This window comes from Hylemonella sp. P2_B10 (genome assembly GCF_056404875.1).
This window is the reverse complement of the sequence record NZ_JBFUDE010000001.1, coordinates 1,449,558-1,465,572: the sequence shown is the minus strand read 5'-3', so window position 1 is coordinate 1,465,572 and position 16,015 is coordinate 1,449,558. Positions and strand designations below refer to the sequence as shown.

Below are 16,015 nucleotides of genomic sequence, written 5' to 3'. Positions count from 1 at the left end.
GCGGTTTTTTTGGGCCTCGCAGGAGGCCTTTCAACCCTAAGAGGCCCCGCAAGGGGCTTTTTGCTTTCATGGAGCATCAGATGCCCGAAACAGATCAACCCGGCCCCGGCCAGGAATCTACCCCCGCCACCCCACCCGCTGGTGAACAGGACGAGGCCCTGTTGCATGCGGAGGCCGACACCGACGATCCATCCACCGCCGACCCGGACGACCCAGCCGGCGAGGAGGACGCGGAAATCGAGGTGGACGGCAGGAAGTTTGCACTGCCCAAGACGGCTGCACAAAAGCTGCAGCAAGAGCGCATGCGCATGGAGGACTACACCCGCAAGACGCAGGAAGTCGCCGAGCAGCGCCGGGCCATCGAAACGGATGCGGTGCAGCTTCGGCAACGTGAGGCGGACGCCGCCGCCCACTTGCAGGAGATTGCCCAGGTGATTGCGATCGACAACCGGCTCAGGCAGCTGAGCCAGGTCGATTTCGACGCGCTGGCATCTCACAACCCGGTCGAGGCCATGAAGCTCGACAAGGCAATTCGCGATCTGCAGCAGGCCCGGCTGGGGATAGCGAACACCGTGACTCAGCGACAGCAGCAATTGCTCAGCCAGCGCCAGCGGGATGCCGCCAAGGCCATGGCCGAAGGTGTTGCCGTGCTTGAGCGGGAGATACCGGGCTGGAGCGAGAAGACCGGCAAGGCTTTGCGCGACTACATGGTGGGCAAGCTGGGCGCCAAGCCCGAGCGCCTGCAAGGTCTGGCAGAGCCGGCGCTGGTGCTGGCCATGCACAAGGCCAAGCTGTACGACGAGCTGCAGGCCCGGCAGGCCGCCAAACCCAAACCGCAGGCGCAGCAAGCGCCGGTCACCCGCATCACGGCAAAGCAATCTGGCACCGTGCGCGACCCGGACAAGCTGAGCACCGAGGACTGGGTGAAGTGGCGCAACCAGCAAGTACGCACGCAGAGCCAGGCACAACGCGGCCGGCGCTGATGACCAACACCTTTTTTCCTTATGGAGCATTGAACCATGGCTAACGCCCTTTTGACCCCCACGCAAGTGACGCGCGAAGCGCTGCGCGTGCTGCACCAGAAACTGAACTTTGTCGGCAACATCAACCGGCAGTATGACGATAGCTTTGCCAACAGCGGGGCCAAGATTGGCTCGCAGCTGAAGGTGCGGCTGCCCAACCAGTACACGGTGCGCACCGGCGCCACGCTGGCGGCGCAGGACACGCCGGAGAACTGGGTGACGCTGAATGTGACCACGCAAAAGGGCGTGGACCTGAACTTCACCAGCGTGGACCTGACGCTGAGCCTGGACGACTTCAGCAAGCGTATTCTGAACCCGGCGATGTCGGTGCTGGCGGCCAACATCGAGGCCGATGCGCTGAGCATGGCGCTGGACGTGTACAGCAACGTGAACAACATCGGCAGCGCGCTGACGATGAACAAGCTGCTGACCGGCCGCAAGGCGTTGAACGACAACCTGGCGCCGATCGACAACCGCCGCAAGGCGCTGCTGAACACGCAGGACAACGTGGACCTGGTGGATGCGCTGAAGGGCCTGTTCCAGGACAGCGAGGCGATCAGCGAGCAGTACAAGGAAGGCATGATGGGCCGCACGGCCGGCTTTGACTTTTATGAGAACACGCTGATCCCGACGCAGACCACAGGCACCGCACTGAGCGCCACCACCTACACGGTGAGCGGCGCCGGGCAGACGGGCAGCACGCTGGCCGTGGCCACGGGCGCGACGACCTTCAAGAAGGGCGACATCATCACGCTGGCGGGCTGCAACCGGGTGCACCCGGAGACCAAGGCCGACACCGGCGTGGCGCAGCAGTTTGTGGTGACAGCGGACTACGCTGGCGGCGCGGGCAACCTGGCGATCAGCCCGCCCATCTTGCCGGTGGGCCAGACGGTGACGATTGGCGGTGTGGTGTATGGCGCTGGCACGGCCAATGTGCTGACCTCGCCGACCAACGGCGGCGCGATCACCAAGGTGGGTGGCGCTGGCGCGGTGTACAAGCCCTCGCTGCTGTTCCATGAGGACGCCTTCACCTTTGCCACGGCGGATCTGCAGATGCCGCAGGGGGTGGACTTTGCGTCGCGCCAGGTGCTGGATGGCATCAGCATGCGCATCGTGCGGCAGTACGACATCAACAACGACAAGTTCCCGACCCGGGTGGATGTGCTGTATGGGTACCAGACGCTGCGGCCGCAGCTGGCTTGCCGCTTGTTGAACAACTGAGCAGTTGCCAGCAATGGCGCTTTTGGAAAGGGGCTTCGGCCCCTTTCTTTTTGGAGCATCACATGGAATTTCAGGAATACCCCAAGGCCCTGTACCGCAATGGCGAGTACACGGCGGTGCCGGGATTTGACGAGGAGCAGGCCATGCGCGCTGAGGGCTGGGCGGACTGGCACAGCGACCAGGCGCAGATGGCCGTGGCTGCCGCTGGCTCTGTTGAGCAGCTCGGGCCGGCTGACGGCTCGACCAGCAGTGAGGCGAACAACATCGCTGCGCCCAAGAACAAGGGCGGCCGCCCGCGCAAGGCGGAATAAATGGCCATCGGCACGTATGCACAGCTGCAGACGGCGGTGGCCAACTGGCTGCACCGCGCGGATCTGGGGCCACAGGTGCCGGACTTCATCACCATGGCGGAGTCGCGCCTGAACCGGCGACTGAACCTGCGCATCATGGAGACGGATGCCGCGCTGACCACCACGCCGGGCTCGCGCTATGTGAGCCTGCCGGCGGACATGGACACACCCATCGCGCTGTGGCTGGAGACCTGGCAGCCGCGCCAGAAGCTGACCAACCAGTTGCCCGAGCAACTGCAGGTGGACGCGGCCACGCCCGGTGTGCCGGTGTATTGGGCGGTGGACAACGCGCAGATTGCCTTTCAGCGGCCGGCGGCTCAGGCCTATGGCCTGACGTTTCGCTACCGCAGGAAGTTTGCGCTGAGCGATGCGGCGCCGACGAATGCGCTGCTGACGCAGTACCCGGATGTGTACCTCTACGCCACGCTGCTGGAGGCCGCGCCTTATCTGCGCGACAACCCCAGCATTCCGCTGTGGCAGGACAGGCTGGACCGGGCGGTGAAGGAGATCCAAGCGAATGACGCCGACACCCGCGCGCTGGCGCCGCTGGTGACCGAGTTTGGTGCGCTGGGGATGGGACGGCGCCGCTTCAACATCAATGCAGGGTAACAACCAGGGGTTTGACCATGAGCCTTGAAAGCGCAACCTATATCAACCAACTGGTGGCCACCAACCCGACGGCGGCCGACCCGAAGAGCCAGGGCGACGACCATCTGCGGCTGCTGAAAGGCGTGCTGCAGGCGCAGTTTCCCAACCTGGGGGCGGCGGCGGTGACGGTGCTGGCCAGTGAGCTCAACGCCCTGGCGGGCATCAGCTCAGCGGTGCAAACGCAGCTGAACGCCAAGGCGCCGCTGGCCAGCCCGGCGCTGACTGGCACGCCCACGGCGCCCACCGCAGCGGCGCTGACCAGCAACACGCAGATTGCCAGCACGGCGTATGCCGATGCCGCGGTGGCGGTGGAGGCGGGGCTGCGCGTGGCGGCCGACGCGCTGAAGGCGACCAAAGCGGGAGATGTGTACACCGGCACGCACGATTTTGGCGGCGCGAGCTGGGTGCGGGTGCCGCTGCCGGCCTCTGGCAATGACGCGGCGAGCAAGTTTTACGTGGACAGCGCGGCCATGAGCCCGGTGCTGCCGGGGCAGCCTGGTGGCAGCACGCCGTACGCGCTGATCTCGGTCAACGGCATCGCGTCGTGGGTGGCGGGGCTGGCGCCGGATTTTCTTTTGATGAACGCAGGAGTAGTTTGAATGTCTTCCAACGCGCAGTACGCATCCGTTCCCCGGTTGGGGTTGGCCAGCATCACCGCGGGCGACAGCTCGCGCAGCGCGCCCACGCAGGCCGCCACCGTGTTCACGGCGGGCGCGGGGGGCTCGCGCATTGACCGCGTGGCCGCCCAGGTGGGCGGCACCTCCATGGCCACCACGCTGCGCCTGTGGCTGCACAACGGCAGCGCCTACACCTTGTGGGCGGAAGCCACTTTCCCGTCGGTGACGCCAACGGCCGCGCAGGCGGCGCCGGCGGTGGTGCTGACGTCTACCAACTCACCGCTGTTCCCCCTGGTGCTGCCGGCTGGCTACAGCCTGCGCGCCAGCGTGAACGACACCCAGCTGACCCAGGCGGCGCAGGCGGACTCGCTGGTGGCCAGCGCCACCATCAATGGTGTGGCGGTGCTGGGCAACGCCCGGTTTACAGTGACGGCTGCCAACACCACAGCGGTGGCGGCGGCGCAGTCCACCGCCGGTGCGGCGCCGTTGACGCTGACCGCTACGCCGTACGCCCCAGTAACGCCCAGTGTGGTGACGCTGACCAGCGGCGGCAATGTGTCGGCAGTGAACTTCACGCTGACGGGGACGGACGCCAGTGGCACGGTGATTTCGGAGGTGCTGTCCGGCCCGAATGTGAACACGGTCTACAGCACCAAGGCCTATGCCTGTGTGACCAGCATCGTGAGCAGCGCTGCCGTGGGCAGCAACACGTCGGCGGGCACAGCGGCTTCGGTAGGGCTGCCCACGCTGCCGGCCAAGATCACCATCACCTCGGCGGCCAATGTGTCGGCCGTGAACTTCACGATACGCGGTGTGGACGCCTCCGGTGCCAATGCTACGGAGGTGCTGTCGGGGCCGACGGCCGGCGCCACGGTGACGAGTGTGAACACCTACAAGGCGGTGGCTTACATCAGCAGCAGCGGCGCTGCGGCCACCACCATGGTGGGCACGCCGGCGCTGGTGTCAGCCATCGCTGTGACGGCCAACGGCGGGGACTTCTGACCATGAACAACGGACTGTTTGGCCAACCGGCCGGGCCGGCCGCAGCCGTGCCCACGCTGACGGGCACGTATTCGGACAGCATGGCCCTGTCGGCGGCGATGCCCAGCTGCATCAACCCGACGTTCACGGTCAACAACAAATCGGTGTGGCTGCCAGACGCGACGGTGCTGAAGGCCGGCGGCACCCTGCTGTGCAACAACCCCAGCGGCAGCAATGCCTATGCGCTGCGGCGCTGGGACGGCACGCTGGTGTGCAATGTGCTGCCAGGCTGCACTGCGATGGTTTCGCTGCTGGACAACAGCATGCCACGCGGCAGCTGGAAGTGCATGAACTTTGGCCCCGGCGGCGGCTGCCCCATCGTGGGCACCAGCATGGGCGGCGGCGCACCCTACATGATGCCGGTGCAACTGAATGACAACGCCTGGGTCACCGCGGACGCCAACACGCTGGCGGTGATAGACACCGCCACCGGCACGGTGGCCAAGACGGTGGGCAATTTCATCGCCGCTGTGGCGATCAACAGCAGCACGTTTGTGGCCTTTGCGTTCAGCAACCCCACGCTGACCGGCTATGTGTGCACGTTTGCAAACGGCGTGCTGACGGTGGGGGCGGCGCAGAACAAGACGGTGACGGCGTCAACGCTCACGAACCTCACGAACACCTTCCCGGTGGCTGTGGAGCCGGTGCCGGCGGCGGGGGGCGGTGTGTTTGCGATTGCGCTGGGCTACAGCAGCGGCGTTCTGGCGGTGACTGCGGGGCAGGTTGTGGGTAGCACAGTGGTTTGGGGAGTGGAGAGCGTCCTGGCCAACATTGCCCAACCCTACATGACCATCGGCGGCAGCAGCATGGTGTTTGACGGGACGCATGGGTATATTGCGTATAACTCGTTTAATGGGTCGGCGACTTATAACTGCGTGTGCCTGTCGTTCAATGTGAGTGGGACTGTAGTTACGGTTGGCGCGTCTACTGGAATTTACAGTGGCTCCACTGGTTCCTGGTACACCGTCCCGTGTGCCAACATCTGTAACGGTAGCATCGCCTGTAGTTACAGCGACAATGGATTGCTATCTTTTCGGGCCTCAACGCTCGCGTATCCGTCTTTGACATTTGGGGCAAATACAGCGGGTACTTCAGTATCTTCGGGGCCAAATGGTGGAGTGGTCCGAAGAATCAACCTAACTTCCTCCACGTTTGCACTAGTTCCATGGAGTGCTAACACAAATAGCGGAGCCACTATCGCGCAGTTCAGCGTCTCTGGGACGAGTATCAGTCTACTGAATTTCCCTTCGCTGTCGAACGACTGTTCCTCGCTTTGGTACGACAAGACGACGCAGCGGATTTATTCGCTGCGGCCAACATCGCCCAATTATTCGTTGAGTAGCGGAGGCTTCATCAAGAGTTTCACGCCTCAGATCATTGCGAAGTACAGCGATTGGACAACCACCACAATTCCTTGGGGATCTGATGGCAAGGCTGCGCCTTTGAATCTGCAACTCAACGGCACTGTGCCGAATGCTTACAGCACGGGTAACGCAGATAGCTTCCAGCAGTTTGCAAATGCTGGAGGTGTGGTGGTGTTTTCAAGCCCAGACCAATCCGGTGGTACTTTTGGAAACCCCAACAACCAGCGCGTTGACGTTCTCAGTCCGTATGGTGCGCACCTGGGTAGCTATGGCTCTGCATTGTTGTATCCCGGTTTGCTTAGCGGCAGCGGTTTGTCTATGAGCGGCGCTCGCGGTGATAACTTTGGATTGAATTTCAACCGCATGGCATCTGTGTCGGCCAATACGGGGATGATTACCGAGCTTGTTGTGGCATGAATGCTGAATTCAGCTGACTCGATGTAAGTAGAGCCAACTTAAGCCACATTTCCATAAGGGCCACCCCATTTTTGAGGTGGCCTTTTTCTCTTCGGTTGCATTTACATGAGCCTCACCCAATTCCCCAATACCTCTGGCGGCATCAACCTCGACCTGTCGCCGGAAGAGTTGCCGGCGAACACCCCTGGGGTAGCGATGGCTTGGAATGGGAGCACGCAAAACATGCGCTTTGCGGATGGCTATGCGGCGCGGTTTCGCGGGTTTTCACAGATCTTCGGCGACCCGGTGGTCACGCCTTACTTTTTGACGCCGTATGCCACTGCCACCGCACGCTATTGGGTGCATTGTGGGGTGGCCAAGGTGTATGCCGACGATGGTGCAGCGCGCACGGACATCACGGGCGCCGCCCCTACGGGGGCCATTGACGACCGGTGGACGGGTGGCAGTCTGAACGGGGTGCTGGTGCTGAACAATGGGGTGGACAAACCCATGTACTGGGGCGGCACAGGCACCTTGGCGACTCTGCCTGGCTGGGGCGCGACCTGGAAGGCCCACAGCATCCGGCCGTTCAAGAACTTCCTGATCGCGCTGCGCATCACCAAAGGTGCGACGCTGTACCCGCACATGGTGAAGTGGAGCGACATTGCGGTGCCGGGCGCCATTCCCACCAGCTGGGATGAAGCCAACCCGGCGCTGGATGCGGGCGAGAATGATCTGGCGGAGACGCCGGACCTGCTGGTGGATGGCCTGCCGCTGGGTGACAGCTTCATCGTCTACAAGGAGCGCTCGATGTACGCGATGACGTATGTTGGCGCGCCTTACATCTTCCGCTTCCAGCGGCTGCCGGGTGAGTCGGGCATCCTGGCGCGGGGTTGCGTGGTGGACACACCGCTGGGGCATGTGGTGCTGACGGCAGGTGACGTGGTGCTCAATGCGGGCCAAGGGCCGGTGAGCATTGCCAACGCGCAGGTGCGCAACTACATCTTCACCACCATCAACAGCACGCTGTACCAGCGCGCTTTTGTCTGCAAGAACCCGCAAAAGAATGAGGTGTGGGTGTGCTTTCCCACGGCCGACAGCACGGTGTGCAATGTGGCAGCGGTGTGGAACTGGGTGGACCGCACCTGGGCCGTGCGCACGCTGACCGGTGCCACCTATGGCGCCCACGGCCAGGTTCCCACAGGTTCAGGGGCGGACACCTGGGGCAGCGATGGCAGCCCGTGGGACACCGATGACAGCGCCTGGACGGAGAACGAATACTCGCCGGCCGAGGCGCGGTTGCTGCTGACGCACAGCACGCCCAAGATATCGCTGGCGGACAGCGGCACGCTGGACCTGGGGGCGCCCATCACCGCGGTGCTGGAGCGCACGGGCATGGCGCTGGATGACGCCAACCTGGTGAAGACGGTGAGGAACGTGTTGCCGCGCATTGATGGCCCCAGCGGCCAGGTGATCCAGGTGCAGGTGGGTGCCAGCATGTTGCCGGACGTGGCGCCCACTTACAGCGCGCCGGTGAACTTCACGGTGGGTGAAAGCCGGCAGGTGGATTGTTTTGCCACAGGGCGGTTTCTGGCCATCCGGTTCAGCAGCGGCGGCTACCCTCGCTGGCGCATGCGCAGCTTTGATGTGGCGTATGAGGATGTGGGGTTGTACTGATGGCCGTTGGCATCTGAACACTTGGAGTAAGCATGGAACCTAACCTGTTGGGCGCGTTGGCCGACCCAGAGTTTCGGCGTGATGTGGCGGCGGGCCTGTTAGACGCGGGAAACAGGGGCGTGACAGCCAACGTATTGGGATTGCCCATCGATTCCGCAACGGGTCTGCTGAATGCCGGAAAAATGGCGATAGGGTATCTCGGCCACAAGGCGGGTTTGCTGAATGCGGACCAGATGCCTCAGCCTGTTGAAAGGCCGATGTTGGGCAGCGAGTGGTGGGGCGACCAGATGCACAGGGCTGGTGTCGTGTCGGGCAACAGGAATCCGGTGGCGGAGTTGCTGGCTGGGCTTGCGTTACCCGCTGCTTGGCAAAAGGCAGGGCCGGCCTTGCATGCAACGGAGCAGGCGGCCAGCGCTGCCTTGGCCAGGGCACGACAGAACATGCAGGGGACGTCGATACCGGGTGCCAAAGCTTCGGTAGCCGAGGTTGAGCCTGGGAGTTTAGCTATCAATACCGTAGCTAATGCGGTTGAAAATTCAAGCAGAAATGCTAAAATGAACACCCTCAAGCCACTGCCGCAAAGGGATTTCAGCCATGACTACCCCCAAGGAGCCGCAGGCCAGCCCGGAGACCGTCTCCAGTTCACCATTGACGGAGACCCCATCGAACCAGGAGCGCTTGTCGTCGGACGCAAAGTGGTTGGCGGCATGGATCAAGCAGCAACCGCCGCCGACGCCGCAAGCCTTGCAAAGGCTCTTGGAGTCCAATCGCAAGAAGTATCCGCATCTCGACTGGCCGGAGACCTGGGACGATACGTAGCGACGCGAGGTTTGGACGGCGGTGTCGCCAAGGATATCTTCCTGAGAAATAACTTGGACGACAACAGTCGTGCCAACGTTTTTTCGCATGAGCTTGGTCATGCACTGGACGATGCATTGGCAGGGCGGTATGCCGCTGGTGGCTCCAAGATGTCATCCCAAGGGCTGACCGATCCGTTGGCGGAACTGTATTCCGATCTGAACACAACGCTGTGGGCATCCCATTGGCGTAAGGGCGCGACGCCCAAGAGCCAAGGCTACCCTCCGTCGGAGAGGGACGCCGAGCGATGGGCCGAAGCCTTTCGCGCCTACCTTCAGAATCCCAATGAATTGAAGGCCCGCTTTCCTGAGGTGGCCAGGCGGATTCGCCACGCCGTGAATACCGATCCCAATCTCAACGGCGTCATCCAGTTCAATTCGGCGGCGGGCCTGGGGTTGGGACTGGGCTCGGGGTTGCTCGATAACCCATCGCCTGACCGGTAGTTTTGCCTGCAGGGCGCTGCTCAGGCACCTTTTTCAGGAGTAATGCGGATGGCGCAATACCTTCCCGGCGTGGTGCCGCAGGGCGCTGCTGAGCTGCCGGCTTTTCTGGCGCAGGAACTGACCAAGATGGCGCAGGCGCTAGCCACGCCGAATGAATTTTTGCAACTGAGCACGTTGTACGCCGTGCCGCGCAAGCCACGCGAGGGCATGGTGGTGCTGGCGGATGGCAGCAGTTGGAACCCCGGCTCTGGAGCTGGTGCGTATGTGTATCGCGGTGCTGCGTGGCACCTGTTGGGATAGGAGAAGAGATGTCATATGAAAACACCGCATGGAAGCTGGTCGATGGGCAGTGGACATACACGGGCGATATGCCAGCTGGTCATACGCAGGAATCATTGCGCGCCTTGAATGGCTTTGACAACCCCGCATCTGGCGGTTTGATGGGGGGCAATTTGGGCTTTGGTGGCGTAGACCCCGCACACCAATACGATTACCTGAACGGCAGCAACCTTGGCCCGGCACCGGGGACTGGCACGCGGGACATCCACGGCGCTAGCCGGGCCACGAACTGGGTGGGCACCGACGGACAGTACTATGGCCCGCCGGGCACGCAAACCATGGCCGGGTGGAATGGCTACGGCTACGACACCGCCGGCGCCACCGGCACCACCGGTACCACTGGCGGCGGCAGCGGCTCGGGCGGCGAGACTGCAGGTTACAACGGTGGTGGCGGATTTCAGACCTACACCGGCGCACCCAGCAACACCACGGGCTGGCAGACCAAGGGCGGCTACAACTTCGACACCATGCCGCAGTCTCAAAAGGACTATGTGGGCCAGTTCATCAACGGGCTGATGAATGAAGACCCGGCCAAGGCCAAGCAGGACTACCTGAACGCCCAGCGCGACTTCGGCTTCAGCGATGACCTGTTTTCGAAGTTCACGTCCATGTATGGCAACAAGGGCTTCACCGGGGAACAGATATCGGCCTGGAAGGGGCCTGCGCCGGCGCCGCCACCTGCTGGCCCGACCACGCAGCCGACGGCGCAGCCTTCGCGGATGGACACCTACCTGGACAACCGCATGGGCGCGGGCGCGCCCGCACTGCAGGGCTACCAGAAGAACCCTTACCTGGACGATATGGCCATGGGGCTGACCCGCCAGGCCAATGACAACTGGACGCGCAACATCGACCCCAGCATTCGCAGCGGCGCCATGGCCGCTGGCGGCTTTGGCGGCAGCCGCCAGGGCGTGGTGGAGGCCAATGCGCTGAATGACTGGAGCAAGAACCTGGGCGATTCGCTGACCAACCTGTATGGCAACGACTACCAGCAAAGCATGAGCCGCAACCTGCAGAAGTACCTGGGTGACCAGCAGTACGACCTGGGCCTGGGCAACCTGGCGCTGGGCAACCAGAACAGCCTGCAGAACTACACGCTGGGGCTGGGCAACCTGGACCTGGGCTATCGGAACGCCAACAACAATTACGACCTGGGCTTGCGCAACAACGCGCTGGGCTACTACAACGGCGCCAACAGCTATGACCTGGGCTTGCGCAACAACGACCTGGGCTATGCCAACCTGGACGCGCAGATCTCGCAGAACAATTTCAACAACCGGCTGGCCGGCGCCAATTTCGGCATGAATGCCTGGCAGGCCGGACAGGCCAGCAACAACAACGCCACCAACATCGCCACGCTGCTGCAGAACATGCCCATGCAGTATTGGTTGCAGTTCATGAATGCGGCCAACAGCGCCGGCGGGCTGGGAGGCACTACCACGGGCGAGTCCAACACCAGTGGCAATTGGGCATCCGGGGCGCTCAGCGGCCTGCAGACGGGTGCCAACATCCTCAACCTGAAGGGGCGCACCGGATGAAAGTGGACTATGGGAAATCCGGCCTGATGTTTCCCCTGGTTCAGCGGATCGAGCGGCTGGCGGAGCATATCGGGGCGGGCGAGCAGGTGGATCTGCAGACCACGCATGTCACGGGTGGCGGCATGTACGCGCGCAGCTTCATTATTCCTGCGGGAGTCGCCGTGGTGGGCGCTACCCACAAGAAGGATCACCTTGACGTAATGCAGGGTGACGTGTCGTTCACGACCGGTGATGGACTCAAGCGGTTGACGGGCATGCATGTCTTGTCCACCAAGGCGGGAGCCAAGAGGGTGGGTTTCGCCCATTCGGAGACGAAGTGGACCACCATCGTCCGCACGGAGCTGACCGACATCCACGCCATCGAAGAGGAGTGCGTGGTGGAGGCCGAGCAATTGCAAACGCGCCGCCTCGAAATCGAGCGGCGCCAGATTTTTTCTTTGAAGGAGTGAACATGTCATTCGGACTTTCGGCTACTGCGATTGGAGTGGGGGGGGCATTGCTGGGCGCCATCGGGTCGTCCAAGGGCCAATCACAGACCCAGAACAGCACGCGAGAGCCCTGGGGCCCGGCGCAGGATTGGATCAAGAGCAACATGGCCAACGGCCAGCAACTGCAGGGCTGGTACCAGCAGCACCCCTTCAACGCGCTGCAGCAGGCGGGCTACCAGAACACGTTCACTGACGCCGACCAGTTCCGCGCCCAGGTGCTGCCAGGCTTGCTGGATTTCGCCAACGACGCGATGGGTGGGCAGTACCAGCGCCAGCGCGGCGGTTCGCCGGGCGCCGGTGCGGGCTATGGCGGCGCGGTGGTGCCGGGTGGCTACAAACCGGGCACGGGGCGGGTGTTTGCGTTGGCGCCGGGGCAGCGCTTCGGCACGGTTGACTGGGCTGGTCTGAACCCCTATGCCGACACCAAGGCCGGCACCGGGCAGGGCTGAGGGAAGGAGCGGCGGCTATGGCGTACGGCGATGACGATGATGTTGACGGCGCGGGCGCACCGCCTGGCCTGGGCGCTGCCCGGGCGGGCAGCGTACCGGGGCCTGGCCCGTTGGGCGGTGGCTATCCGTCCCAGCCGCCGTTCCGCATGACCAGCCCGTTTGGGCAACGCAATGATCCGACAGCCAAGGGCAAGGTCGTGCCCGAGTTCCACAATGGTGTGGACTACGCTGCCCCGGCGGGCACGCCCGTGCGGGCGGCAGCAACGGGCAAGGTGGTGTTTGCGGGTCGGAACGACGCCGGCTATGGCAACACGGTGATTCTGGAGCACGCGCGAAGCAATGGCGACAAGTATTTCACGGTCTATGCGCACTTGGGCGAAAAGGATTTGCCGGACCTCGGCGCTGAGCTGGACACGGGCCGTTTGATTGGCCAGGTGGGAAAGCACGATCCCGAGGACAAGACCCAGCGCTCCACGGGCTCACACCTGCACTTCGAGGCGCTTCGAGGCGATGCCACGGTGAACCGGGCCGGCAAGGGTGCCTTGGGCGTGGATTCGAAGCAGCACGACTTGCGCATGGACCCCACCGCGATGACCTGGCCGGCGCCGCCCTTGTCCGTGGGCTGGGGTGCGCCGCGCAGCGGAGCCCCTTATGCGCCGGCAGACCAGCCCGGCGCCTGGGCGCCTTGGGCCAGGGCGGCGGCAGACTGGCAGCCCAGGGGCCTGCTGGACCCGCAGGAACTGGCGCGGCAGGTGCGTATGAACGGTGCGGGCCCCGGCTTGCTGGACATGTGCCTGGTGGGAGAGCGCTGAGTTGTGCCCGGGTGCAACGGAGCTGAAACTGCGTGAAGCTGGGGGCTTGCCAGGGCGTGCCGCAGTCCTTGACAATGCGCCGATGAAAAAAGCCACAGATCAGCATTTCTTGACGACAGGTGGGTCCAGGCCAGCACGGGCGGCGTTGGCTGCGATTTGCCTGGCAACTGTGCTGATGGTCTTGCCGGTGCTGCCTGTCCGCGCGCAGGTTGTGGGGCCACCTCCGACCGCGGAAGAACTTGCAAAGTACACCGACGTGGTCAGCCGCCACGGCAACAAGTTGCTGAACTGGGAGCCCTCGCGCAACACCGCCAGGTTTGGCAGGCTGGTGAGCGACGAGGTGCGCAAAACAGTTTCGCGCCAGGACGAGAAGATCATCATCACATGCCACCAGTCCGTGTTTGTCACAGGCACGAGCATTGGCTGGTGTGAGTGGGCGATTGACGGAGATGAGATCAAGGTCGTGCGGGATATGGAAATCGTTTCGCCGCGCGTGGCTGCTGGGGCTGGCATTCGCGTAGGGGATCCGGCCGGCAAAGTACGGCAGCGGTTCGGCGCCCCCGACGACCCCAAGGCTGCCGTTTGGGCCTACGCGGATGAGGGCACCCGTGTGGACTTCACCATCGAGCGCGGGCGCGTGCGCAAGGTGGTTTGGCACAGGTACGACAACGAATAGCGGCTGCTTGTGCTGCTGGCTGCCCCTCGGGGCGGGTGTCAAAGGGGCTGCGAAGCCCCTTTTTGTTTTTTCAAAGGGGCTTCGCGTGGGCAATGAACTGTTCCAGATCCTCACCACCGTGTTTGGCGCCGTGGGCGGCTGGGCGCTGAAGACCTTCTGGTCCGAATTGAAAGCGCTGCAACAGGCCGATGCGCGGCTGGTGGAGAAGCTGGCTGCGGTGGAGGTACTGGTGGCCGGGGAGTACGCGCGGCGTGAGGAGATCGAGCGCCTGAGCGCGGCGCTGTTCCAGAAGCTGGACCGCATCGAGGCCAAGCTGGATACCAAGGCTGACAAGGCCTAGCGCCGTGTGGGCAAGCGGTGTCCGTGCTGATGGCTCTGCCCGTGGGGTGGTGTTCCCGCGCTCACAATTCCCCGCGCCGGAATGGTCGCAGCGCGGCCTGCTGGATCCCGCGAGAGTGGATGAGCAAGTGGTCCAATTGCTCGCCACTGGTTTGCTGGGTGCACCGCCGCGTGCCGCCAGCCCCTGAAGACGCCAGGCAACCGCTGTGATCAAGGCCCCGCAAGGGGCCTTTTCTTTTGGGCTGCCAGGGAATTGACGACGCCTGAACATTGGAGTGAAAACCGTGAACGCCAAGCCTGACAACTTCACCACCGCCATCAACCGCGTGCTCGGCAACGAGGGCGGCCATGTCAACAACCCTGCCGACCCCGGTGGCGAGACGAAATGGGGCATCAGCAAGCGCAGCTACCCGCGGCTGGACATTGCCGGCCTGACGCGCGAAGCCGCTGTGGAGCTGTACCACCGCGACTTCTGGGCGCCTGCTGGTTTGGACGTGTTGCCGCTGGTGGTGGCGAGCCAGGTGCTGGACTTCGCCGTCAACAGCGGCACCGGCACGGCCATACGCGCATTGCAGCGCGCGGTGGGTGTGGCGGATGACGGCGTGGTGGGGCCGCACACGCGCAAGGCCATCGCCGCTGCGGAGCCGCACGAGCTGGTGATGCGCCTGCTGGCCCAGCGCCTGCGCTTCATGACGGCGCTCAAGGGCTGGCCCACATTCGGCGCCGGCTGGGCACGGCGCATTGCCCAGCAACTGGACTACGGAGCCAACGATGTTTGAGCTGATTGCGCGCGCCAAGGCCGGCCTGGCCTTGTTCCGGGTGGGAAGCGAGGTGGCCAATGCCGAGAAATGGAAAGCCGGCCAGATTCAGGGCACGTTGGTGGCGGCCTTCATCCTGGCCGCGGTCAACTTGGCCGAGGCGTTTGGCTACCGCCTGCCTGTCAGCGCGGATGCGGCCAATGCCATGGGCGCTGGTGTTGTTGCTGCTGTCAACGTCGTGCTCACTGCCGTCACGAGTGCTCGCGCCGGCTTATTGCCGCCAGCCGCAGGACAGCAACCTGGCCCGGCAGGTGCAAGCCAGCCAGGTGGATTGCCTGGCGTACCGCCAGTGGCACCGGTCGCCGGCGGCGAGTTGCAGCACGTCGCTGAGCCCGCTGTTCAAGCCGGAGCGGGCGGGCAGTACGCCTACATCAGGGGCGAGCAATACGAATACCACGGCTGAGGGCCGTGTCGAGCAATTCCTGGCGTCGGTAGACGGCGCCGCCATCGCACGCAAGTGCACATTTTGAGGACCATGCGCCATGAACTACAAATTGCTGATCGCCACACTGATCGCCGCCATCAAATCCGTCGAGGCGCTGATGCCGGACTCACCTGGCAAGGAGAAATTCGACGCTGCCATCGCCATGGTGGAGGGCGTGGTGGGCGAGCTGACCGAGTTGCTGCCGGCGCTGCAACTGGTGGCCACCACGGTGGTCAGTGGGCTGCGGGCGGCGGGGGTGTTTGCCGTCCGCAAGGCTTAGAAACAAGGAGGAGCCGTGGGACTGCTGGACAACTTCCGGCCCCATGCCGCGTCGCCGTTTGGAGCCAGAAGGGCGGCACCTCGGTGAGCGACTTCCTGGCTGCGGCCGACATCGGCAAGCGCCCCGTCACCAAGGACGGCAAGGCCTGCGTCGAATACTTTGCCTACAAGGACGGCTTGCCTGTCAAAGTGGTTTGCCCACCGGGTTGAGTGCGC

20 protein-coding genes are annotated in these 16,015 nt (G+C 63.7%); all 20 read left to right on the top strand.

Annotation, left to right across the window (positions count from 1 at the left end; genetic code table 11):
* The first annotated feature begins 80 nt into the window (after positions 1-80).
* Positions 81-983 carry a hypothetical protein gene (locus tag AC1DX2_RS06910; protein WP_477195552.1) on the top strand — a complete coding sequence of 301 codons (903 nt, stop codon included), beginning with the start codon at positions 81-83 and terminating at the stop codon, positions 981-983.
* Positions 984-1,019: 36 nt separating this feature from the next.
* The gene (locus AC1DX2_RS06905; protein ID WP_477195551.1) at positions 1,020-2,243 is read left to right on the top strand and encodes a P22 phage major capsid protein family protein; all 1,224 of its coding nucleotides are present in this window, start codon (positions 1,020-1,022) and stop codon (positions 2,241-2,243) included.
* A gap of 62 nt (positions 2,244-2,305) precedes the next feature.
* Positions 2,306-2,554, top strand: coding sequence for a hypothetical protein (locus tag AC1DX2_RS06900; RefSeq protein ID WP_477195550.1), 249 nt, complete (start codon positions 2,306-2,308; stop codon positions 2,552-2,554).
* Entirely contained in the window at positions 2,555-3,202 is a 648-nt protein-coding gene (locus AC1DX2_RS06895; RefSeq protein ID WP_477195549.1) for a phage adaptor protein, read from the top strand.
* A 17-nt stretch (positions 3,203-3,219) separates the two neighbouring features.
* Complete coding sequence (locus AC1DX2_RS06890) at positions 3,220-3,840, top strand: hypothetical protein (protein ID WP_477195548.1); 621 nt, start codon at positions 3,220-3,222, stop codon at positions 3,838-3,840.
* Positions 3,841-4,860, top strand: coding sequence for a hypothetical protein (locus AC1DX2_RS06885; RefSeq protein WP_477195547.1), 1,020 nt, complete (start codon positions 3,841-3,843; stop codon positions 4,858-4,860).
* A 2-nt stretch (positions 4,861-4,862) separates the two neighbouring features.
* Positions 4,863-6,680 carry a hypothetical protein gene (locus tag AC1DX2_RS06880; RefSeq protein ID WP_477195546.1) on the top strand — a complete coding sequence of 606 codons (1,818 nt, stop codon included), beginning with the start codon at positions 4,863-4,865 and terminating at the stop codon, positions 6,678-6,680.
* Positions 6,681-6,785: 105 nt separating this feature from the next.
* Positions 6,786-8,336, top strand: coding sequence for a hypothetical protein (locus tag AC1DX2_RS06875; protein WP_477195545.1), 1,551 nt, complete (start codon positions 6,786-6,788; stop codon positions 8,334-8,336).
* A gap of 32 nt (positions 8,337-8,368) precedes the next feature.
* A complete protein-coding gene (locus AC1DX2_RS06870) occupies positions 8,369-9,637 on the top strand; it encodes a hypothetical protein (protein WP_477195544.1) in 1,269 nt (422 codons plus the stop codon).
* 48 nt (positions 9,638-9,685) lie between these two features.
* A complete protein-coding gene (locus AC1DX2_RS06865) occupies positions 9,686-9,937 on the top strand; it encodes a hypothetical protein (protein ID WP_477195543.1) in 252 nt (83 codons plus the stop codon).
* A gap of 140 nt (positions 9,938-10,077) precedes the next feature.
* Positions 10,078-11,514 carry a hypothetical protein gene (locus tag AC1DX2_RS06860; RefSeq protein ID WP_477195542.1) on the top strand — a complete coding sequence of 479 codons (1,437 nt, stop codon included), beginning with the start codon at positions 10,078-10,080 and terminating at the stop codon, positions 11,512-11,514.
* Positions 11,511-11,963 carry a hypothetical protein gene (locus AC1DX2_RS06855; RefSeq protein WP_477195541.1) on the top strand — a complete coding sequence of 151 codons (453 nt, stop codon included), beginning with the start codon at positions 11,511-11,513 and terminating at the stop codon, positions 11,961-11,963. Before AC1DX2_RS06860 ends, AC1DX2_RS06855 begins: the two co-directional genes overlap by 4 nt.
* A gap of 2 nt (positions 11,964-11,965) precedes the next feature.
* A complete protein-coding gene (locus tag AC1DX2_RS06850) occupies positions 11,966-12,451 on the top strand; it encodes a hypothetical protein (RefSeq protein ID WP_477195540.1) in 486 nt (161 codons plus the stop codon).
* Positions 12,452-12,468: 17 nt separating this feature from the next.
* The gene (locus AC1DX2_RS06845; protein ID WP_477195539.1) at positions 12,469-13,263 is read left to right on the top strand and encodes a M23 family metallopeptidase; all 795 of its coding nucleotides are present in this window, start codon (positions 12,469-12,471) and stop codon (positions 13,261-13,263) included.
* 82 nt (positions 13,264-13,345) lie between these two features.
* Positions 13,346-13,939 (top strand): hypothetical protein, encoded by a 594-nt coding sequence (locus AC1DX2_RS06840; RefSeq protein WP_477195538.1) that lies wholly within the window; start codon positions 13,346-13,348, stop codon positions 13,937-13,939.
* Positions 13,940-14,024: 85 nt separating this feature from the next.
* On the top strand, positions 14,025-14,279 hold the full coding sequence (locus AC1DX2_RS06835) for a hypothetical protein (protein ID WP_477195537.1): 255 nt from the start codon (positions 14,025-14,027) through the stop codon (positions 14,277-14,279).
* Between the two features lie 283 nt (positions 14,280-14,562).
* Entirely contained in the window at positions 14,563-15,057 is a 495-nt protein-coding gene (locus tag AC1DX2_RS06830) for a glycoside hydrolase family 108 protein (protein ID WP_477195536.1), read from the top strand.
* Entirely contained in the window at positions 15,050-15,499 is a 450-nt protein-coding gene (locus AC1DX2_RS06825) for a hypothetical protein (protein WP_477195535.1), read from the top strand. Before AC1DX2_RS06830 ends, AC1DX2_RS06825 begins: the two co-directional genes overlap by 8 nt.
* A 79-nt stretch (positions 15,500-15,578) precedes the next feature.
* Positions 15,579-15,800 (top strand): hypothetical protein, encoded by a 222-nt coding sequence (locus AC1DX2_RS06820; RefSeq protein ID WP_477195534.1) that lies wholly within the window; start codon positions 15,579-15,581, stop codon positions 15,798-15,800.
* A gap of 83 nt (positions 15,801-15,883) precedes the next feature.
* Positions 15,884-16,009 (top strand): hypothetical protein, encoded by a 126-nt coding sequence (locus AC1DX2_RS06815; protein ID WP_477195533.1) that lies wholly within the window; start codon positions 15,884-15,886, stop codon positions 16,007-16,009.
* Positions 16,010-16,015 lie beyond the last annotated feature (6 nt).

Bases quoted from the DNA above. Each gene is read 5' to 3' on its own strand.
- AC1DX2_RS06825 (WP_477195535.1), top strand. From the start codon at position 15,050: ATGTTTGAGCTGATTGCGCGCGCCAAGGCCGGCCTGGCCTTGTTCCGG.
- AC1DX2_RS06905 (WP_477195551.1), top strand. From the start codon at position 1,020: ATGGCTAACGCCCTTTTGACCCCCACGCAAGTGACGCGCGAAGCGCTG.
- AC1DX2_RS06865 (WP_477195543.1), top strand. From the start codon at position 9,686: ATGGCGCAATACCTTCCCGGCGTGGTGCCGCAGGGCGCTGCTGAGCTG.
- AC1DX2_RS06820 (WP_477195534.1), top strand. From the start codon at position 15,579: ATGAACTACAAATTGCTGATCGCCACACTGATCGCCGCCATCAAATCC.
- AC1DX2_RS06900 (WP_477195550.1), top strand. From the start codon at position 2,306: ATGGAATTTCAGGAATACCCCAAGGCCCTGTACCGCAATGGCGAGTAC.
- AC1DX2_RS06890 (WP_477195548.1), top strand. From the start codon at position 3,220: ATGAGCCTTGAAAGCGCAACCTATATCAACCAACTGGTGGCCACCAAC.
- AC1DX2_RS06875 (WP_477195545.1), top strand. From the start codon at position 6,786: ATGAGCCTCACCCAATTCCCCAATACCTCTGGCGGCATCAACCTCGAC.
- AC1DX2_RS06895 (WP_477195549.1), top strand. From the start codon at position 2,555: ATGGCCATCGGCACGTATGCACAGCTGCAGACGGCGGTGGCCAACTGG.
- AC1DX2_RS06840 (WP_477195538.1), top strand. From the start codon at position 13,346: ATGAAAAAAGCCACAGATCAGCATTTCTTGACGACAGGTGGGTCCAGG.
- AC1DX2_RS06845 (WP_477195539.1), top strand. From the start codon at position 12,469: ATGGCGTACGGCGATGACGATGATGTTGACGGCGCGGGCGCACCGCCT.
- AC1DX2_RS06885 (WP_477195547.1), top strand. From the start codon at position 3,841: ATGTCTTCCAACGCGCAGTACGCATCCGTTCCCCGGTTGGGGTTGGCC.
- AC1DX2_RS06850 (WP_477195540.1), top strand. From the start codon at position 11,966: ATGTCATTCGGACTTTCGGCTACTGCGATTGGAGTGGGGGGGGCATTG.
- AC1DX2_RS06880 (WP_477195546.1), top strand. From the start codon at position 4,863: ATGAACAACGGACTGTTTGGCCAACCGGCCGGGCCGGCCGCAGCCGTG.
- AC1DX2_RS06855 (WP_477195541.1), top strand. From the start codon at position 11,511: ATGAAAGTGGACTATGGGAAATCCGGCCTGATGTTTCCCCTGGTTCAG.
- AC1DX2_RS06870 (WP_477195544.1), top strand. From the start codon at position 8,369: ATGGAACCTAACCTGTTGGGCGCGTTGGCCGACCCAGAGTTTCGGCGT.
- AC1DX2_RS06910 (WP_477195552.1), top strand. From the start codon at position 81: ATGCCCGAAACAGATCAACCCGGCCCCGGCCAGGAATCTACCCCCGCC.
- AC1DX2_RS06860 (WP_477195542.1), top strand. From the start codon at position 10,078: ATGGGGGGCAATTTGGGCTTTGGTGGCGTAGACCCCGCACACCAATAC.